The following is a 17,714-nucleotide window of genomic DNA, read 5'->3' on the forward strand; positions in this document are numbered from 1 at the left end:
GGTCTCGCGGGGAAGAGACCCCTCGATCAGCGTTGATCTGGGGGTTCGTGATGATGGCGGCGCGCACGAAGACGATCGAGGAGTCGATCCGCGACACCGAGGCGCCGGAACACCGGCTGCGAAAGCGGCTCAGCGCGCTCGATCTCACCGTCTTCGGCGTCGGAGTGATCGTCGGCACCGGCATCTTCGTGCTCACCGGCCGGGTCGCCCGCGACAACGCGGGCCCCGCGGTGGCGCTGGCGTTCGTGGTGGCCGCGGTCGTGTGCGGCCTGGCCGCGCTGTGCTACGCCGAGTTCGCCTCCACCGTGCCGGTGGCCGGATCGGCCTACACCTTCGCCTACGCCACCCTGGGCGAGTTCCCGGCCTGGGTGATCGGCTGGGACCTGGTGCTTGAACTCGCGCTGGGCGCGGCGGTGGTGTCCGTCGGCTGGTCGGGTTACTTCGCCTCGCTGATGTCGACGCTGGGCGTCGGCCTGCCCCCGGTGCTCGCCGGGGAGGACGCGGTGATCAACATACCGGCCATGGTCATCGTGCTGATCCTCACCGCGATCCTGGTGGCCGGGATCAAGGTCTCCGCGCGCATCAACCTGGCGCTGGTGATCCTCAAGGTGGGGGTCGTGCTGCTGGTCATCGTGGCCGGCCTGTTCTTCGTACGCGCCGCCAACTACACGCCCTTCATCCCGCCCGCCCGGTCCACCCCCGAGATGTCGGGGCTCGGCGCGCCGCTCATCCAGGTGCTCTTCGGGGTCACCCCCACCGCGTACGGCGTGGCGGGCATCTTCTCCGCCGCCGCCATCGTCTTCTTCGCCTACATCGGATTCGACATCGTGGCCACCGCCGCGGAGGAGACGAAGAACCCGCGGCGGGACATGCCGATCGGCATCATCGGCTCGCTGATCGTCTGCACCACGCTCTACGTGGCGGTCTCGCTGGTCGTGGTCGGCATGGTGCCGTACTCCCAGCTCAGCTCGGCCGCGCCGCTGGCCGACGCGTTCCGGGCGGTCGGCCAGCCGTGGCTGGCGACGGTGATCAGCATCGGCGCGATCGCCGGGCTGACCACGGTCGTGCTGATCATGATGCTCGGGCAGAGCCGGGTGCTGTTCGTGATGAGCCGCGACAACCTGCTGCCCAAGAACCTCGCCACGGTCCACCCCAGGTTCGGTACGCCCGCGCGGGTGACGATCATCATCGGCACGGTCACCGCGCTGCTCGCCGGGTTCATCCCCCTGTCGGCCCTCGCCGAACTGGTGAACATCGGCACGCTGTTCGCCTTCGTGGTGGTGTCCATCGCGGTGATCGTGCTCCGCCGTACCCGGCCCGACCTGCCCCGGGCGTTCCGCACGCCACTGGTGCCGCTGGTGCCGATCCTGGCCGTGCTGGCGTCCGTCTACCTGATGGCCAACCTCCCGGTCGAGACCTGGCTGCGCTTCCTGATCTGGATGGCGCTCGGGATCGCCGTCTACTTCGTGTACGGCAGGGGGCACAGCCGCGTCGCGCGGCGCCACCAGGGCGCGCCGGGCGCGCCCTGGGGCTGAGCGCTCAGGCCGCCGGCATCGAGGCGACGCCCCTGGCCAGGAACCGCGGCTCGGCATGGCCGGTGCGGTCCAGGTACGGGGTGATCCCGCCCAGGTGGAACGGCCAGCCCGCGCCGAGCACCATGCACAGGTCGATGTCCCTGGGGTCGGCGACCACGCCCTCGTCGAGCATGATCCGGATCTCCTCGGCTAGGGCGCGCAGCACCCGCTCGCGGACCTGTTCCGGCGTCGAGGGGGCGTCGCCGCCCGCGAAGAGTGCGACGGCCTCCGGATCGAGCGTCAGGTCCGGCCGGTAGACCCCGGGCTTGCCCGCCGCGACCAGGGCGGACAGGCCGGCCGGCACCTCGAAGCGGGAGGGGAAGGCCGCGTGCAGCGTCTCGGCCACGTGCAGGCCGACCGCAGGCCCGACGAGCTGGAGCAGCGTGAACGGGGTCATCGGCAGGCCGAGGTCGTCCAGGGCATGGTCGGCCACCTCGATCGGGGTACCCTCGTCCACGGCGGCGACCACCTCGCCCATGAACCTGGTGAGCAGCCGGTTGACCACGAACGCGGGCGCGTCCTTGACCAGTACGCAGTTCTTGCGCAGCGTCGCGCCGAGCGCGAAGGCCGTGGCCAGGGTGGCGTCGTCGGTGCGCTCGCCCCTGATCACCTCCACCAGCGGCAGCACCGCGACCGGGTTGAAGAAGTGGATGCCCACGACCCGCTCGGGGTGGCGCAGCCCGGCGGCCATCTCGCTCACCGACAGCGAGGAGGTGTTGGTGGCCAGGACGCACTCGGCAGTGACGACCGACTCGACCTCGGCGAGGACCTTCTGCTTGACGCCGAGGTCCTCGAAGACGGCCTCGATCACCAGGTCGGCGTCGGCGAACGCGGCCTTGTCCAGCGAGCCGGTGATCAGCCCGGTGAGCCGGTTGGCCTGGTCGGCGCTCACCCGGCCGCGCTCGCGCAGCTTGGCGATCTCGGCGTGCGCGTGGCCGACGCCCTTGTCCAGGCGCTCGGCGTCCAGGTCGGTGAGGACCACGGGGACCTCCAGCCGCCGGGCGAACAGCAGCGCGAGCTGTGCGGCCATCAGCCCGGCCCCGACCACGCCGACCTTGCCGACCTTCCTGGCCAGGGACTTGTCCGGGGCGCCGGCGGGCCGCTTGGCCCGGTGCTGGACCAGGTCGAAGGCGTACAGGCCGGAGCGCAGCTCCTCGCCGGTCAGCAGCTCGGTCAGCGCGTCGTTCTCGGCGGCGAAGCCCTCGTCGCGGCCGGCCGTACGGGCCAGCTCGATCAGGTCCAGCGCCCGGTAGGGGGCCGGGGTCGCGCCGCGGACCTTCAGTGCCACCAGGTCGCGCGCCCGCCGCAGGGCCGGCTCCCAGTCGGTGGCCGTGTGGTCGGTGCGCGGCGGGCTGACCTCGCCGCGCAGCACGCGGGCCGCCCAGCGCAGCGACTCCTCAAGGAAGTCGGCGGGCTCCAGCAGCACGTCGGCGATGCCCAGCGCGGCCGCCTCCGGCCCCTTGATCATCCGGTTCTGGGCGAGCGGGTTCTCGATGATCAGCTTCACCGCGGTGTCCGGGCCGGCCAGCCGGGGGAGGAGCTGCGAGCCGCCCCAGCCGGGCACCAGGCCGAGGAAGCACTCCGGCAGCGCGATCGCCGTGACTCCGGAGGAGACCGTCCGGTACGTGCAGTGCAGCGCGACCTCCAGGCCGCCGCCGAGCGCCGCGCCGTTGACGAACGCGAACGACGGCACGTCCAGCTCGCCCAGCCGGCGCATCACATGGTGGCCGAGCGCGGCGATGGCCCCGGCCTCCTCGCGGGTCGAAAGGCGGGTGGCGGCCTTCAGGTCGGCCCCCGCCGCGAAGATGAACGGCTTGCCGGTCACGCCGACCGCGGCGATGTCGGTCCGGGCGGCGATGCCGTCCAGGGCCCCGTTGAGCGCCAGCAGGCCCTGCGCGCCGAAGGTGCTGGGCCTGGTGTGGTCGAAGCCGTTGTCCAGCGTGATCAGGGCCATCGTGCCCGCGCCGTACGGCAGTGCCACGTCGCGCACCAGCGCCTGGGTGACGATCTCGTCGGAGGCCCGCGCGAGCAGCACGGACCGCCAGGTGGACAGGCTCACTTGGCCTCCTCGTTCAGGTTCTCCCAGATCACCGTTCCGCCCATGCCCAGGCCGACGCACATGGTGGTCATGCCGTACCTGATGTCGGGCCGCTCGGCGAACCGCCGGGCGAGCTGGATCATCAGCCGGACGCCCGAGGCCGCCAGCGGGTGGCCGTAGGCGATGGCGCCGCCGTAGGGGTTGACCCTCGGATCGTCGTCGGCGATCCCGTAGTGGTCGAGGAACGCCAGGACCTGTACCGCGAACGCCTCGTTGATCTCGAACAGGCCGATGTCGCCGATGGACAGACCGGCCAGCCGCAGCGCCCGCTCGGTGGCCGGGATCGGGCCGATCCCCATCACCTCGGGGTCGACTCCGGCGAACGCGTAGGAGACCAGCCGCATCCTGGCCGGCAGGCCGAGTTCGGCGGCGGTGCCGGCGGCGGCCACCAGGCAGCCGGTGGCGCCGTCGTTGATGCCGGAGGAGTTGCCCGCGGTGACCCGCCCGTGCGGGCGGAACGGCGTCTTCAGCGTGCCCAGCTTCTCCAGCGTGGTGCCGGGGCGGGGCGCCTCGTCCGCCGTCGCCAGCCCCCAGCCGCGCTCGGCCGACCTGGTCGCCATCTCGACGAGGTCGGGCTGGATCTTCTCGTCGGCGTACGCCTTGGCGGCCTTGTCCTGGGAGGCGACCGCGTAGGCGTCGGCCCGCTCCCTGGTGATCGCGGGGTAGCGGTCGTGCAGGTTCTCCGCGGTCATGCCCATCACCAGCGCGGAGGGGTCGACCAGCCGCTCGGAGAGGAAGCGCGGGTTGGGATCGACGCCGTCGCCCATCGGGTGCCTGCCCATGTGCTCCACGCCTCCGGCCACCGCGACGTCGTAGGCGCCGAACGCGATGCCGCCGGCGACGGTGGTGACGGCCGTCATCGCGCCCGCGCACATCCGGTCGATCGCGTATCCAGGCACGCTCTTCGGCAGCCCGGCCAGTACGGCGGCCGACCGGCCGATGGTCAGGCCCTGGTCGCCGGTCTGCGTGGTGGCCGCGATGGCGACCTCGTCCACGCGCTCGGGCGGCAGGGCGGGGTTGCGGCGCAGCAACTCGCGGATGACCCGGACGACCAGGTCGTCCGCGCGGGTCTCGGCGTACAGGCCGTTGGGCCCTGACTTGCCGAACGGCGTGCGCACGCCGTCGACGAACACGACGTCACGAGTGGATGGCACGGGCTCGCTCCTTGCGGCTGGTTGGCTATGCCTCCATGCTACTCATGAGTAACAAGCCTGGCACGCGCGGCGCGCGGGCGCCCCCGGACGGGATGCCGCTTCCCGTCCGGGGGCTGCTCTCGCCCCCGGCGCCACCTGCGCGATGCGGCCTTTGTGAAAGCGCCGCGGAAAAGGAGCCGAGTGGCTCGGGCCCGCCGTGGAACGGTCTATCAACTCCAGTTGACGACTACGGATTGAACATAAACTCGTGATTGGCGTTTCGTCAACTGTGGAAAACAGAGTTAGCAGAACTCCTCTACCCCAGTTGATGCGTGTAGACTGCCTCCATGTGCAGCACGCCGAGGCCAGCCCACCCGGGGGTGTGAGGTGCCGGACACGCCGCGGCAGGCGAGGAAAAGCCTCGCCGCCAAGCTGGACCACCTGTTTCGCACCGTGCGGCCGAAAGGCGGCGGTGAATACACGTTCGAGGAGGTCTCCGACGCGCTGAAGGCGCGCGGCGGCCCCACCATCTCCGGCACCTACATCTGGCAGCTCCGCAAGGGCCTGCGCGACAACCCCACGATGCGCCACCTGGAGGCTCTGGCCGACTTCTTCGGCGTGCCGCCGGCCTACTTCTTCGACGACGCGGCCGCCGAGCGCATCGACGCCGAACTGGCGCTGCTCACCGCACTTCGCGATTCTTCGATCCGGCAGATCGCGCTGCGCGCCTCCGGCCTTTCCACCAAGAGCCTGGACGCCATCACCGAGATGTTGGAACGCGTCCGCGAACTGGAAGGATTGGGCGACGCGGGCGATCACGCCGATAGTATGCGCTCCGAATAAACGGGCAGACCCTTGAAAGCGGGCTGGACACCCGCGCTAGTATCTGCTCAGGCGGACCTACGGGGGGCCGCTCAATTCGGGACGGGGACGCTATGCCGCGCGACCTCGCAATAACTGCCCACGCACTTGCCCGCTGTTTTCGCTGGATTCGCTCCGCGATCGGCCGTTCTCGCCCACGCCGGACTGCGCCCGACGGGCCGCCGCACTCGTCCCGGCACGGACCGGACGGCGAGGCCCCGGTTCCGGACCCGGGCCGCGGCGACGGCGATCTGCCCGGCAAGCCGGGAAGGGCATCGCTGAAGCGCCTCCGGCTGCGCTGCGAAGCCCGGCTGGACGCCCTCACCCTTCCCACGCCGTTCGACGTGCGCGTCCTGTGCGCCACGCTGGCGGAGGAGCGGGGACGCCCGATCCACCTGCTGCCGATGACCGGCAACCCCGGCGTGCAGGGATTGTGGGTGGCGACGGAGACGGCCGACGTGATCTTCTACGAGGACGCGACCACGCCGCCGCACCAAGAGCACATCATCCTGCACGAGCTGAGCCACCTGCTGTGCGACCACTACCGGGTCACGGACCCCGCCGCGGAGCTGGCCCGGGCGCTGTTGCCCGACCTCGACCCCGGCATGGTGGTCCGCATGCTCGGCCGTACCTCCTACACGGCGATCGAGGAGCAGGAGGCGGAGCTGCTGGCCACGCTGATCCAGCAGCGCGCCCGCCGGCCGCGGCGGGGTGTTCGCCCCGGCTCGCTGGCCCGTCGTCTCATGACCGCACTGGACTGGTCGTCGGGCGGCCCCCCCGCCCGGCCCTTTTGAACGGGGGAACGGGATGGCGGAGTGGATCCGCATGTACGGGCCGTCGATCGTCGCGTGGTTCCTGCTCCTCCTCGCTCCGCACGGCCGCCGCCGCCAGGCCGAGCCGTCCCGGCGCATGGTCGCGCTGGTCCTGACCGGCCTGGCCATCTCCACCACCGTCAACACGCCCGTCGTCTACGGCCTGATCGGCGAGCTGACCGGCATCCCCAATCTCGCGAGACTCCTCGGGCACGCCGGAATGCTGGGCGTGGCCTGGGCGGGCCACGCGTTCTTCCACCTCATGGACGAACCCGGCAGGAACGCCCGTGCGGGCATCGTGCGCTACGCCTGCTACCTGGCCGCCGCCCTGGTGGCCATGGCGGTGCTGTTCGCCGCCGCCCCCACCCCCGTCGATGACGTGCGCTTCGCCGCCAGGTACGGCGCGGCCCCGTGGGTCCTCGAATACTGGCTCGTCTACGCGCTGGCCATCGTGCCCGCCTTCGTCGGCGTGACCCGAGAGGGGCTGCGCTGCGCCCGCATGGCCGCCACGGCGACGCTGCGGGCCGGGCTGCACCTGGTGGTCGCCGGGGCCGCGGTCGCCATGGCGTACCAGGTCCACAAGGCGATCTACTTCGCCGCGCGGCGGCTGGAGTTCTCCTATCCGCCGGTGCCGCTGAACCTGGACGCGCTGCTCCCGCCGCTCTCCCTGCTGCTGTTGGTGATCGGCACGACCATGCCCGGCTGGGGGCCGCGGCTGAAGGTCCCCGAGGCGCTGGAGTTCGCCGGCCGCTATCTGGCCTACCGCCGGCTGCGCCCGCTGTGGCTGGCGCTCTACCGCGCGGTACCGGAGATCGCGCTCGTCCCCCCGGCGGCGGCCCTTTCCGAGCTGTCCCCGGTGGACCTGCGGCTGCGCCTCTACCGGAGAGTGATCGAGATCAGGGACGCCCGGCTGGCGCTGCTGCCGTACTTCGACCCTGAGGTCGCGGCGGCGGCCCGGAAGCTGGCCGCGCGCAGGGGCATCACCGGCCGGGACGCGGAGGTCCTGGCCGAGGCGGCGATGCTCGCGGCCGCGACGCACGAAAAGGAACGCGGGCGGTCGCCCCGCCTCGCCGGGGACGCGCCCACGGTGCCGGGCGGCGGCGACCTGGAAAGCGACACCGAATTCCTGGACGGCGTCGCCCGCGCGTACCGCGCACACCGCAGAAAGCTCACCCGGCTGTGCGCCGCGAGCGACAGCGTCGGGGTGTGAATCAATAGCTTTTCCAGCCAGCGACCAGCTTAATGGCGAAAAATTGCCCTAAAGGATCATATTTCCACGCAAACCGGTCAGACTTCTCCCTTGGTCTCCAGCCTGGTTAACGCTTTGGCCATCGGGCGCGCGGTCAGCCCGATCTGCCAGGAACGGGCGCCGAGCCCGCGCAGCCGGTCCGCGATCGACTCGTCATCGATCACCTCCGGCGGCTCCCAGGTCAACCGGCGCACCGCGTCAGGCTGCAACAGGTTCTCAGTCGGCATGCGGTGCTCATCGGCCAGCGCGGCGACCACCGCGCGCGCCGCGGCGAGCCGCCGGGCGGCGGCCGGGTCGCGGTCGGCCCAGCGGTTGGCGGGCGGCGGGCCGTCGCCCGGCGTGCTCGGCTGCGGAAGCTGGGTGTCGGGCAGCCCGCGGGCCCTGCCGATCGCGGCCAGCCACTCGCGCAGGTGCCGCCGGGCGCTGCGGCCGGTGAACGGCGCGATCTCGGTGAGCCCCTTGGTGGTGCGCGGGATCTCCAGGGCCGCGGTCACGATCGCCGAGTCGGGTAGCACCCGCCCGGGAGCGAGGTCGGCCTCCCTGGCCAGCCGGTCACGCAGGTTCCACAGCTCGCGCACGACCGCGAGGCCGCGCAGTGAGCGGACCTTGTGGATGCCCGAAGTGCGTCGCCACGGATCGGACCTCGGCACCGGCAGCGGCGTGGCGAGCACCGCGGAGAACTCCTCCTCGGCCCACTCCAGTTTGCCCGCTCCGGCCAGCTCGTCGTGCAGCGCGTCGCGCAGCTCCACCAGCACCTCGACGTCGAGCGCCGCGTAGCGCAGCCAGTCTTCCGGCAGCGGCCGGGTGGACCAATCGGCCGCGGAGTGCCCCTTCTCCAGGCGCAGGCCCAGCACGGTCTCCACCATGGTGCCGAGCCCGACCCGCTCGTAGCCGAGCAGCCGGCCGGCCAGCTCGGTGTCGAACAGCAGCCGGGGGCGCAGCCCCAGCTCGGCCAGGCAGGGGAGGTCCTGGGAGGCGGCGTGCAGCACGATCTCGGTGTCGGCCAACGCTGCGTCGAGCGCGGCCAGGTCGGGGCAGCACACCGGGTCGATCAGCACGGTGCCCGCGCCCGCGCGGCGCAACTGGACCAGGTAGGCCCTGCCGCTGTAGCGGTAGCCCGAGGCGCGCTCGGCGTCCACCGCCACCGGCCCGTGGCCCGCGGCGAACGCCGCCACCGCCGCGGCCAGCTCGCCGGGGGCCTCGATCACCGCGGGGATGCCCTCGCGTGGTTCCAGCAGCGGTACGGCCTCCCGCTCCGGAATGGTCTTCTCGTCGGTCACTTCCTGAAGGACTCCGGATCTTCGCGGCGGCGCGGCGACAGAGACGCCACGTCGGGTGGTAGCGGAGGCATACCCGCCGCGAGGCACATCAGATCGCACCATGCGGCGACATGGCCGGAAAGGTCGTCGTCCCTGGGCGACCAGGAGGCGCGCAGTTCCAGCTCGGTGGTGACGGGATCGGCCGCCTTGTTGCCGAACCCCTCCGACACGGCCCGGGTCACCGTGCCACCGGCCTCCGCGTAACCGGCCTGGTGGGCCTCCAGGGCGTCGGTCAGCCAGCTCCAGGCCACCGGCCCGAGCAGCGGGTCGGAGGTGATCTCCGGCTCCATGTCCGCCCGGACATAGGCCACCAGCCGGAACGGACCGTCCCAGCCGCGCTGTTGTTCGGGGTCGTAGAGCAGGATCAGCCGGCCGATCGCCAGCTCGTCGCCGTCGCGGTAGACCGACGCGCCGATCGCGGCGGAGTAGGGGGCCAGCCGCTGCGGCGCCGGGATGTCCTCCAGCTCGATCTCCGGTCTGACCTCCGTGCCGCGCAGACTCTCCACCGCGCGCCGGAAGGCGGCGGGGGCGTCGGGCGCGTCACCGATGGTCATAGTCGAAGAGTAGGTCGAAGTCAGGCGCATGGGGACCACGGGGGTAGATGTAGGAGCCATGGGAATCGATCAAGCCGCGACCGGGATTCGCCGCCGGTGGGTCGTACTCACCGGGAGCGGGCCGCCGATGAGCATCGCGTGCCCGCACTCCGCGCACGCCCACTCCGGACACTCGCCGGGATCATGCCCGTCGTGGCATGGCGGCTGCTCGAAGACCCGCTCTTCGGCACACGAGGCACAGCGCTCAGTGCGGCGCTCGGGGGAACTCCACATCGCGGTCATCTCACGGGCCTTTCGTCGGGTCGTGCTCCGAACGTTGGCACGCCCGACCGACAATTCCGCGCAACGCACTCGGCGTGTCCCGAAAGTGGTACCCGAATCGATGCCGCGCGGTGACTTGACGAACATTTGAACCAGCCGATAGCTCGTCACGGCTCTCCCATAACGCGCACTGTACCCTTCATGCGGCGTTCAAGCCGCATTCAATGGCCGCAGGGCGCTCGTGGCGTGGCGGCGCGCCGCCCGGACGCGCCCGGCGAAGGCGGCGGGTGACGGCGAGCGGAAAAGGCTGGCTTGGCCACACCATGCCGCATTTCCCCTCATCCCGCCGCCGCGTCCGTGCGCGGACCGCAGGTGCCCCATGGCACCCTGTGAGGGTGAATCCAGCCGAGTCCCCGTTCGTCCGTGCCTGCCGGCGCCTGCCCGTCCCGCACATCCCGGTGTGGTACATGCGCCAGGCGGGCCGCTCGCTGCCCGAGTACCGCGCGCTGCGCGAGGGCGTGCCGATGCTCACCGCCTGCGCCACCCCCGACCTGATCGTGGAGATCACGATGCAGCCGGTCCGCCGCCACGGCGTCGACGCGGCGATCTTCTTCAGCGACATCGTGGTGCCGCTCAAGGCCATCGGCATCGACCTGGACATCAAGCCGGGCGTCGGCCCGGTGGTGGCCGACCCGATCAGGTCGGCGGACGCGCTCGGCGCGCTGCGCCCCATCGAGCCCGATGACGTGCCCTACGTCGGCGAGGCCGTGCGCGGGCTGGTCAAGGAGCTCGGCCCGGTGCCGCTGATCGGCTTCGCCGGCGCGCCGTTCACGCTCGCGTCCTATCTGATCGAGGGCGGGCCGTCCAAGAACCACGACCACACCAAGGCCATGATGTACGGCGAGCCCGCGCTCTGGCACGCGCTGCTGGACCGCCTCACCGACATCACCATCGGCTACCTGCGCATCCAGGCCGAGGCCGGGGCCTCGGCCCTGCAACTGTTCGACTCCTGGGTGGGGGCCGTGGCCCCCGACGACTACCGGGCGTTCGTGCTGCCGCACACCAGTCGCATCTTCGCCGCGCTGGCCGACCTCGACGTGCCGCGCATCCACTTCGGCGTCGGCACCGGCGAACTGCTCGGCCTGCTCGGCGAGGCGGGGGCCGACGTGGTGGGGGTCGACTGGCGGGTGCCGCTGGACCGGGCCGCCGAGCGGGTCGGCCCGGGACGCGCGCTGCAGGGCAACCTCGACCCCGCGGTGCTGCTCGCCCCATGGGAGGTGATCGAGTCGCGGGCCCGCGACGCGCTTGCGCGCGGCCGGACGGCCGAGGGCCATGTGTTCAACCTCGGACACGGGGTCCTGCCCTCGACCGATCCCGGCGCGCTCACCCGGCTCACCGAGTTCGTGCACGCCTTCCCGGTCAACTGACCGCCGGTTCGCCCGCCTCCGCGGCCGGGGGCGGCGCGTGCCGCCTGCGGCTCCGCCGTACCAGCAGCACCAGGCCGGCCACCAGCGGGACGATCACGATCAGCCACGGCAGCAGTACGCCCACCAAGGTCAGCACGACCTTCACGAAGTCCGCCAGCCCGTGCCAGCCCGACCGCAGCCCGGCGGCGAACCCGCTGGGGTCGTCGGCCCGCTTCGGGGCGGGCGAGGCGGGCCCGAACAGGTGGAGCGTGATGGTGCCCATGCTGGTCCGCTCGGCCAGCGACTTCTGCCTGGCCTGCAATGACTCCAGGTCGGCCTCGCGCTCGTTGATCTCCCGTTCGACCTGGAGGACCTCGCCGATGGTGTCGGCCCGCTTGAGCAGCGCGCGCAGCGACTCCAGGGCCGACTTCGAGGACGCGAGCCGGCTCTCGACGTCGGCGACCTCCTCGGTGACGTCCTCGGTGCCCTGCCGCAGCGACTCACGATCGCCGAGTTCCTTCCCGAGCCGGGCGAGCACCCCCGGGTAGGCCGGGGGCGGCACCTTGAACTCCAGCCGGGCCGACGCGTCGCGCTTGCCGAAGGAATCACTCTCCTCCTTGGACAGATGGCCCTGCGCGGCGGTGACGATCTGCTTGGCCTTCTCGGCCGCCGCGGGCACGTCCTTGACCTTGACGCTCATCTCCGAGACGTAGATGACCGCCCGCTCGGCCTTGACCAGCTCGATCTTGCCCGAGGTGTCGCGTCCGGACTCCTCGTCGGTGGCGGACTGCGGCTTCCTGGCCGTGATGCTGGATTCGCCTTTGCCGGACCGGTCCTCTGAGGTGAGGGCGGCGGGGGCGTCGGCGCGCTCCGAGGTGGTCTGCGCGCTCCCGCCGCCACCGCCGCCGCACGCGGTGCCGAGCAGCAGGAGGGCCGCTAAGGGCACGCCCAGCCGCAGGCCGTGCTGAATTCTGCTCATGGTCTCATTCACGGCTGCGGCCATCGCGCGGTTTAACCGAGGGCGTCACGATGAAGTCACGTTCGGGTGCCGGTACCGTCTGGTGACATGAAGGGCGACGGCGGACGGCATGTGGTGGTCGTCGGAGGCGGGATCGCGGGCCTGGCCGCGGCCTGGTTCCTGCGGCGGCAGGCGGGTGACGCGGTCCGGGTGACCGTGCTGGAGGGCTCGCCGCGGATCGGCGGGAAGCTGCACGTGAGCGAGGTGGCCGGCGTCGCGGTCGACGCGGGCGCGGAGGCCATGCTGGCCAGGCGGCCCGAGGGCAAGGACCTCGCCCGGATGGCCGGCCTCGGTGACGAGCTGGTCTACCCCGGCACGACGCGGGCGTCGATCCTGAGCAGGGGCACGCTGCGGCCGATGCCTCCAGGTCAGGTCATGGGCGTGCCCTCCGACCTGGCCGGGCTCGGCAGGTCGGGTGTCCTGACGCCGTCCGGGCTGGCCCGCGCGCTGCTGGACCAGGTGCTGCCGGCCACGCCGGTCGCCGGCGACGTGTCGGTCGCCGCCTACGTCCGCGCCCGGATGGGCGCCGAGGTGGTCGAACGGCTGGTCGAGCCGATGCTCGGAGGCGTCTACGCCGGGCGCGCGGAGGCGTTGTCACTGGAGGCGACCATGCCGCGGATCGCGGCGGTGGCGCGGTCGGCGCGCTCGCTGTCCGGCGCCGCGCGGCAGATCGTCGCCGAGGCGCCCGCGGACGCGGGGCCGGTCTTCACCACGCTGCGCGGCGGCATGGGCGGTCTGCCCCAGGCCGTGGCCGCCGCCTCGGGCGCCACCGTCAGGACGGGCGTCACGGTGCGCGAGCTGCGCCGTACGACCGGCGGCTGGCGGCTGATCGCCGGTCCGGTGCCCGAGCCGGAGATCGTGGAGGCCGACGCGGTGGTGCTGGCCGTGCCCGCCGCCCCGGCCGGCCGGCTGCTCGCGGACGAGGTCCCGGCTGCCGCCGCCGAGCTGGCCGCGATCGAGTACGCGAGCATGGCCATCGTCACCCTCGCCTACCCCCGGGCCGCCTTCCCCGCCCCGCCGTCGGGCAGCGGCTACCTGGTGCCGCCGGTCGAGGGCCGCCCGGTCAAGGCGGCCACGTTCAGCTCGGTGAAGTGGCCGCACCTGGCCGCGGCCGACCCGAACACGATCGTGCTGCGCTGCTCGATCGGCCGGCTGGGCGAGGAGCGGATCCTCCAGCGCGACGACGGGGAGCTGGTCTCCCTGGCCATGGCCGAGATGTCGGAGGTGATGGGCGTGCGCGGGCTGCCGCGCGACAGCCGTGTCACCCGGTGGGGCGGGGCGCTGCCGCAGTACGAGGTGGGGCACCTGGACCGCGTGGCGCGCATCCGCGCGGCCGTCGCAGCCGCCCCGGGCCTCGCGGTCTGCGGAGCGGCCTACGACGGCCTCGGCATTCCTGCGTGCGTCGCCACGGCCCGTACCGCGGCGGCCCGGGTGCTGGACCACCTGGACCCCACGAGAGAATGGCAGTCGGCCGGTTCCGCGTGAGGCGGGACCACGGCGTGGTTCCATGGCGGCTTGCAAAGGGTGTGCCGATATGACGAGGGAAGAAGGCGCGCGGCCCAAGGCGCGTGACCTCAACCAGGTGATCCGCTACACGATGTGGTCGGTGTTCAAGCTGCGCGAGTCGTGCGAGGGCGACCGGAAGGCGATGGCCGCCGAGGTCACCGACCTGCTCGCCCAGGCGGCCGGCAAGGACGTGGTGACCAGGGGCTGTTACGACGTCAGCGGTTTCCGCGCCGACGCCGACTTCATGTTCTGGTGGCACGCCCCCACCTCTGAGGACCTTCAGGAGGTCTACTCCCGCTTCCGCCGTACCGAGCTGGGGCGGCGTTGCACGCCGGAGTGGTCGGCGATGGCGCTGCACCGGCCCGCGGAGTTCAACAAGTCGCACATCCCGGCCTTCCTCGCCGAGGAGGAGCCGCGTGCTTACGTGAGCGTCTATCCGTTCGTCCGCTCGCTGGAGTGGTACCTGCTGGACGACGCCGAGCGCCGGGCGATGCTGGCCGAGCACGGGAAGATGGCGCGCGACTACCCCGACGTGCGGGCCAACACGGTCGCCTGCTTCTCGCTCAACGACTACGAGTGGATGCTCGCGTTCGAGGCGGACGAGCTGCACCGGATCGTCGACCTGATGCGCCACCTGCGCGCCGCGAAGGCCCGCAGGCACACCCGCGTGGAGATCCCCTTCTACACCGGGGTGCGCAAGCCCGTCACCGAACTGGTGGCCGCCCTGCCGTAACGGGCGAAATATCCGCTTTGCCGAAGCGTAGGCTGACACGTCCATGATTTGTCATACTCAAGGCAGATCTCCGGCTGAGTGAGGCGAAAGCGTGGCAACGGGCGGTGACGGGGTGGCGCGTTCCAGAGGTCGCGGCGGGCGGCATCGCCGCGGCGGGCAGGGCGGGACGAGCGCGCGGCGGGCGGTGGCCTATGTGGCGGCGCTCGGCGCGCTCGGAGTGGTCGCGACGGGATACACGCTGATCAGGGGCGGCGAGGCTCCCGCGGTCGTCGCCGCGCCTTCCGGTACGGCGGCGCCCGCGGTCACCGGCGGCCCGCCGTACGCCGCCTCCGCGCAGGTCCCGTCGGAGGCGCCGGTCATCGCCTCGGACGCGGGAAAGACCGAGCAGAAGCCGGACGACAAGAAGAGCGACGAGAAGAAGAGCGACGAGAAGAAGAGCGACGGCAGGCGGAGCGAACGCAAGACCGCCGAGCGTGCGTCCGGGCCGTCCGAGCACACCGACACGCGTGCGGTGGAGTTCCTGCGCAGCAAGAAGGACTCGCCCGCCAAGCGCGTCACCGACGTCCGCTCGGTCGGTGGCTACCTGCGCATCTACACCGACCTGCCGCAGTCGGCGGACAACTCCCGCGACGCGCTCGAACTGTGCCAGCGCGGCCTGCGCTACCTGATCGAGGAACAGGGCATCGCCGACCCCATCGTCTTCGTGCAGGCGGAGTTCGGGGAGAACGGCAACCCGGTGCTCGCCAACATCCTCGGCTCCGACGACGCCAACTGCCGGGTCACCCACCCCAAGCCGGCGGACTGACGGGCGTCCGGATCATCTGATCCTGACCCTGGTCCTGCCGCACTTGACGCACCGCTGAGTGAGCACCCTGCCGATGGTCTCGATGGTCTGCCACCTGTGGCGCAGATGCAGGCGGTCCCGCAGCGCCGGTACCAGGGATCGGGCCGTCACCAGCACGATCTCCGCTCTCGCCATCCGGAAGCCGCTGATCGGACCCTCCCGCCTCAGCCGGGGCCGCGTGCCGGCACGAGGTGCGTCGGGACGGCGCCCGCTCCGGCGGCCCGCGCGTCTGCCCTGACGCCGGGACTCTGGGCGGCGTTCACGGAGGGGGCGTACGGCTCACCGGGGGAGCGGCGGATGCGGGGCTCGGCCGCCGCGGCTTGCGCCCGGCAGGGCTTCGTCATGCCGCGGCGGCCGATGGAGCCTGCTTCCGGTCCGTCGGCACGCGTCCCCCCTGGCATGAGCGCCCCCTCTGTCGCCGATCGCCATTAGCTTCCTGGCGGCGGCAAGGGACGCGCAAGACCTAAACCTGACCGGATATGGCTATCTGGCGGGCTGCTGTGCGGGCTCCAGCCGCAAGGCGATCGAATTGATGCAGTAGCGGTCATCCGTCGGGGTCGCGTAGCCCTCACCATGGAACACGTGTCCGAGGTGGGAGTCGCAGCGGCCACAGCGGACCTCTGTGCGCACCATGCCGAGCGAGCGATCCTCGATCAGCACGACGGCATCCGAATCGGACGGCTCGAAGAAGGACGGCCAGCCGCAATGGGAGTCGAACTTGGTCTCCGAGCGGAACAACTCCGCGCCACAGGCGCGGCAGGAGTAGACGCCGATCGTCTTGGTGTCGACGTACTCTCCGGTGAAGGGACGCTCGGTGCCCGCCTGACGCAGCACCCTGAACTCCTCGGGCGAGAGCTGCACTCGCCACTCGGCGTCGCTCTTGACCACTTTATCCATGCCTCCAGCCTACGATCGTGGCGCGCAGGACGCTTCATCGAGCCGAGTTGCGGGTGGAAGCATCCTTTCGGGGGAGATTTGGCGTCTTTGTAAGTGTGGGAGGTGTGTCACCTTCCATCGATGAATGGGGAGACCGTCCGCGGCCTGCCCCGGATGGCGCCGGCCCTCGCCCGTGCTGGGCGCCCTGACCGGGAGGCCGACCGCCGCCGGCGGCCGGGCGATGCGCCAGCGCCCGGCGAAATCACCGGCGCGGCGGATGGTCGTCGTGGTCCGTCCCGTCGAGCGCCCGATCCCGCCATCGGGCGGCTCCGGGACGGGCCCGCCCTAACCCGGGCAGGTCAGCGGGGGTACGGTCGGGAGCATGGCCTCGCCGTACATAGAACTTGAAGTCGGGCAGCGCACCGTCAAGGTCACCAATCCCGACAAGGTGTATTTCCCGGAGATCGGGGCGACCAAGCGGGAACTCGTGGAGTACTACGTCAGTGTGGGCGAGGGCGCGCTGCGCGGGCTCCGCGACCGGCCGACGTACATCAAGCGCCACCCGGACGGCGTGCTCAATGACGCCATCTACCAAAAGCGGCTGCCCGCCAAGCGGCCCGAGTGGGTCCAGGGCGTGACCGTGCGCTTCCCCAGCGGGCGTACCGCTGAGACGCTGCTGGTCACCGAGGTGGCGGACCTCGCCTGGTGCGCCAACCTGGGCACCATCGACTTCCACCCCTGGCAGGCCCGCGCCGCCGACCTCGCCCATCCCGACGAACTGCGGATCGACATCGACCCGCAGCCGGGCACCGGCTTCGACCAGGCCCGCGAGGTCGCCTTCGTGGTCCGCGACGTGCTCGGCGAACTCGGCATCACCGGCTTCCCGAAGACCTCCGGCAGCCGGGGCGTCCACATCGCCGTGCGCATCCGCCCGGAATGGGACTTCGTCCAGGTACGGTACGCGGCCATCGCCCTGGCCCGCGAGGTCGAACGCCGCGCCCCCGACCTCGCCACCACCGCCTGGTGGAAGGAGGAACGCGGCGAGCGCGTCTTCATCGACTTCAACCAGAACGCCCTGGACCGCACCGTGGTCGCCGCCTACTCCATCCGGGCCAGGCCGCACGCCCCCGTCTCCACGCCGGTCACCTGGGACGAACTCCCCGAAGTCGACCCGTCCGCCTTCGACATCCGCACCGTCCCCGCCCGCTTCGCCGATCTCGGCGATGTCCACGCCACTCTGGACGACAAGGCGTACTCCCTGACCCCCCTGCTCGAATGGTTCCACGCCGACGACCGCGGCGACCTGCCCTACCCCCCGAACTACCCCAAGATGCCCGGCGAGCCCAAGCGCGTCCAGCCCAGCAAGGCCCGCCCCTGACATCAGCCGGCGGGCGCCTGGTCACATCGCGCCGCCTCCGAGCCGTCGTCGGCGTCGTGGGCTGCCCGGGTGAATCGGAGATCGTTACTCTC

16 protein-coding genes are annotated in these 17,714 nt (G+C 71.7%); 9 read left to right on the plus strand and 7 right to left on the minus strand.

Annotated features, from left to right (window positions below; all coding sequences use genetic code 11):
- Window positions 1–50 precede the first annotated feature (50 nt).
- Window positions 51–1,535, plus strand: a complete 1,485-nt coding sequence (locus ACH34R_RS08745; RefSeq protein ID WP_397560772.1) for an amino acid permease — start codon at window positions 51–53, stop codon at window positions 1,533–1,535.
- Window positions 1,536–1,539: 4 nt separating this feature from the next.
- Here the strand turns inward: ACH34R_RS08745 and ACH34R_RS08750 are convergent, their stop codons facing one another.
- Both ACH34R_RS08750 and ACH34R_RS08755 read right to left on the minus strand, forming a co-directional pair.
- Complete coding sequence (locus ACH34R_RS08750; protein WP_397560773.1) at window positions 1,540–3,633, minus strand: 3-hydroxyacyl-CoA dehydrogenase NAD-binding domain-containing protein; 2,094 nt, start codon at window positions 3,631–3,633, stop codon at window positions 1,540–1,542.
- Window positions 3,630–4,805: a thiolase family protein gene (locus ACH34R_RS08755; RefSeq protein ID WP_397561026.1), complete on the minus strand. Its 1,176-nt coding sequence runs from the start codon at window positions 4,803–4,805 to the stop codon at window positions 3,630–3,632. Before ACH34R_RS08755 ends, ACH34R_RS08750 begins: the two co-directional genes overlap by 4 nt.
- 387 nt (window positions 4,806–5,192) lie before the next feature.
- Between ACH34R_RS08755 and ACH34R_RS08760 the strand changes: the two genes are divergently transcribed.
- The 3 genes from ACH34R_RS08760 to ACH34R_RS08770 all read left to right on the plus strand — a co-directional run bounded on the left by ACH34R_RS08760 (window position 5,193) and on the right by ACH34R_RS08770 (window position 7,688).
- Entirely contained in the window at window positions 5,193–5,648 is a 456-nt protein-coding gene (locus tag ACH34R_RS08760; protein WP_111171467.1) for a helix-turn-helix domain-containing protein, read from the plus strand.
- A 92-nt stretch (window positions 5,649–5,740) separates the two neighbouring features.
- The gene (locus ACH34R_RS08765; RefSeq protein WP_397560774.1) at window positions 5,741–6,460 is read left to right on the plus strand and encodes a hypothetical protein; all 720 of its coding nucleotides are present in this window, start codon (window positions 5,741–5,743) and stop codon (window positions 6,458–6,460) included.
- A 13-nt stretch (window positions 6,461–6,473) separates the two neighbouring features.
- Window positions 6,474–7,688, plus strand: a complete 1,215-nt coding sequence (locus tag ACH34R_RS08770; protein WP_397560775.1) for an MAB_1171c family putative transporter — start codon at window positions 6,474–6,476, stop codon at window positions 7,686–7,688.
- Window positions 7,689–7,765: 77 nt separating this feature from the next.
- Here the strand turns inward: ACH34R_RS08770 and ACH34R_RS08775 are convergent, their stop codons facing one another.
- A complete protein-coding gene (locus tag ACH34R_RS08775; RefSeq protein WP_397560776.1) occupies window positions 7,766–9,007 on the minus strand; it encodes an HRDC domain-containing protein in 1,242 nt (413 codons plus the stop codon).
- Complete coding sequence (locus ACH34R_RS08780) at window positions 9,004–9,600, minus strand: DUF3000 domain-containing protein (RefSeq protein ID WP_397560777.1); 597 nt, start codon at window positions 9,598–9,600, stop codon at window positions 9,004–9,006. The genes ACH34R_RS08775 and ACH34R_RS08780 overlap by 4 nt, the downstream gene beginning before the upstream one ends.
- A gap of 656 nt (window positions 9,601–10,256) precedes the next feature.
- On the opposite strand from ACH34R_RS08780, the gene hemE reads away from it, so the two are divergent.
- Window positions 10,257–11,288, plus strand: coding sequence for a uroporphyrinogen decarboxylase (gene hemE / locus ACH34R_RS08785; protein WP_397560778.1), 1,032 nt, complete (start codon window positions 10,257–10,259; stop codon window positions 11,286–11,288).
- Here hemE and ACH34R_RS08790 read toward each other — a convergent pair.
- The gene (locus ACH34R_RS08790; protein ID WP_397560779.1) at window positions 11,281–12,246 is read right to left on the minus strand and encodes a DUF4349 domain-containing protein; all 966 of its coding nucleotides are present in this window, start codon (window positions 12,244–12,246) and stop codon (window positions 11,281–11,283) included. The two genes, hemE and ACH34R_RS08790, sit on opposite strands and share 8 nt — an antisense overlap.
- A gap of 87 nt (window positions 12,247–12,333) precedes the next feature.
- Between ACH34R_RS08790 and hemG the strand changes: the two genes are divergently transcribed.
- The 3 genes from hemG (at window position 12,334) to ACH34R_RS08805 (ending at window position 15,329) form a co-directional block, all read left to right on the plus strand.
- Window positions 12,334–13,770 (plus strand): protoporphyrinogen oxidase, encoded by a 1,437-nt coding sequence (hemG, locus tag ACH34R_RS08795; RefSeq protein WP_397560780.1) that lies wholly within the window; start codon window positions 12,334–12,336, stop codon window positions 13,768–13,770.
- A 49-nt stretch (window positions 13,771–13,819) separates the two neighbouring features.
- Window positions 13,820–14,524 (plus strand): hydrogen peroxide-dependent heme synthase, encoded by a 705-nt coding sequence (gene hemQ / locus ACH34R_RS08800; RefSeq protein WP_397560781.1) that lies wholly within the window; start codon window positions 13,820–13,822, stop codon window positions 14,522–14,524.
- A 91-nt stretch (window positions 14,525–14,615) separates the two neighbouring features.
- The gene (locus ACH34R_RS08805) at window positions 14,616–15,329 is read left to right on the plus strand and encodes a hypothetical protein (protein WP_397560782.1); all 714 of its coding nucleotides are present in this window, start codon (window positions 14,616–14,618) and stop codon (window positions 15,327–15,329) included.
- Between the two features lie 12 nt (window positions 15,330–15,341).
- On the opposite strand, the gene ACH34R_RS08810 is transcribed toward ACH34R_RS08805, so the two are convergent.
- Both ACH34R_RS08810 and msrB read right to left on the minus strand, forming a co-directional pair.
- Window positions 15,342–15,503: a hypothetical protein gene (locus ACH34R_RS08810; protein ID WP_397560783.1), complete on the minus strand. Its 162-nt coding sequence runs from the start codon at window positions 15,501–15,503 to the stop codon at window positions 15,342–15,344.
- Window positions 15,504–15,851: 348 nt separating this feature from the next.
- On the minus strand, window positions 15,852–16,265 hold the full coding sequence (msrB, locus tag ACH34R_RS08815) for a peptide-methionine (R)-S-oxide reductase MsrB (RefSeq protein WP_397560784.1): 414 nt from the start codon (window positions 16,263–16,265) through the stop codon (window positions 15,852–15,854).
- Between the two features lie 361 nt (window positions 16,266–16,626).
- Between msrB and ligD the strand changes: the two genes are divergently transcribed.
- Complete coding sequence (gene ligD, locus ACH34R_RS08820) at window positions 16,627–17,622, plus strand: non-homologous end-joining DNA ligase (RefSeq protein ID WP_397560785.1); 996 nt, start codon at window positions 16,627–16,629, stop codon at window positions 17,620–17,622.
- Window positions 17,623–17,714 lie beyond the last annotated feature (92 nt).

Source organism: Spongiactinospora sp. 9N601 (genome assembly GCF_044326295.1).
GTDB classification, from domain to species: domain Bacteria; phylum Actinomycetota; class Actinomycetes; order Streptosporangiales; family Streptosporangiaceae; genus Spongiactinospora; species Spongiactinospora gelatinilytica.

What these genes read in the sequence shown, in the direction of transcription:
- ACH34R_RS08745 (WP_397560772.1), top strand. Translation starts at nt 51, where the DNA reads ATGATGGCGGCGCGCACGAAGACGATCGAGGAGTCGATCCGCGACACC.
- ACH34R_RS08765 (WP_397560774.1), top strand. Translation starts at nt 5,741, where the DNA reads ATGCCGCGCGACCTCGCAATAACTGCCCACGCACTTGCCCGCTGTTTT.
- ACH34R_RS08770 (WP_397560775.1), top strand. Translation starts at nt 6,474, where the DNA reads ATGGCGGAGTGGATCCGCATGTACGGGCCGTCGATCGTCGCGTGGTTC.
- ACH34R_RS08780 (WP_397560777.1), bottom strand. Translation starts at nt 9,600, where the DNA reads ATGACCATCGGTGACGCGCCCGACGCCCCCGCCGCCTTCCGGCGCGCG.
- ACH34R_RS08790 (WP_397560779.1), bottom strand. Translation starts at nt 12,246, where the DNA reads ATGAGCAGAATTCAGCACGGCCTGCGGCTGGGCGTGCCCTTAGCGGCC.
- hemG (WP_397560780.1), top strand. Translation starts at nt 12,334, where the DNA reads ATGAAGGGCGACGGCGGACGGCATGTGGTGGTCGTCGGAGGCGGGATC.
- hemQ (WP_397560781.1), top strand. Translation starts at nt 13,820, where the DNA reads ATGACGAGGGAAGAAGGCGCGCGGCCCAAGGCGCGTGACCTCAACCAG.
- ACH34R_RS08810 (WP_397560783.1), bottom strand. Translation starts at nt 15,503, where the DNA reads ATGGCGAGAGCGGAGATCGTGCTGGTGACGGCCCGATCCCTGGTACCG.
- msrB (WP_397560784.1), bottom strand. Translation starts at nt 16,265, where the DNA reads ATGGATAAAGTGGTCAAGAGCGACGCCGAGTGGCGAGTGCAGCTCTCG.
- ligD (WP_397560785.1), top strand. Translation starts at nt 16,627, where the DNA reads ATGGCCTCGCCGTACATAGAACTTGAAGTCGGGCAGCGCACCGTCAAG.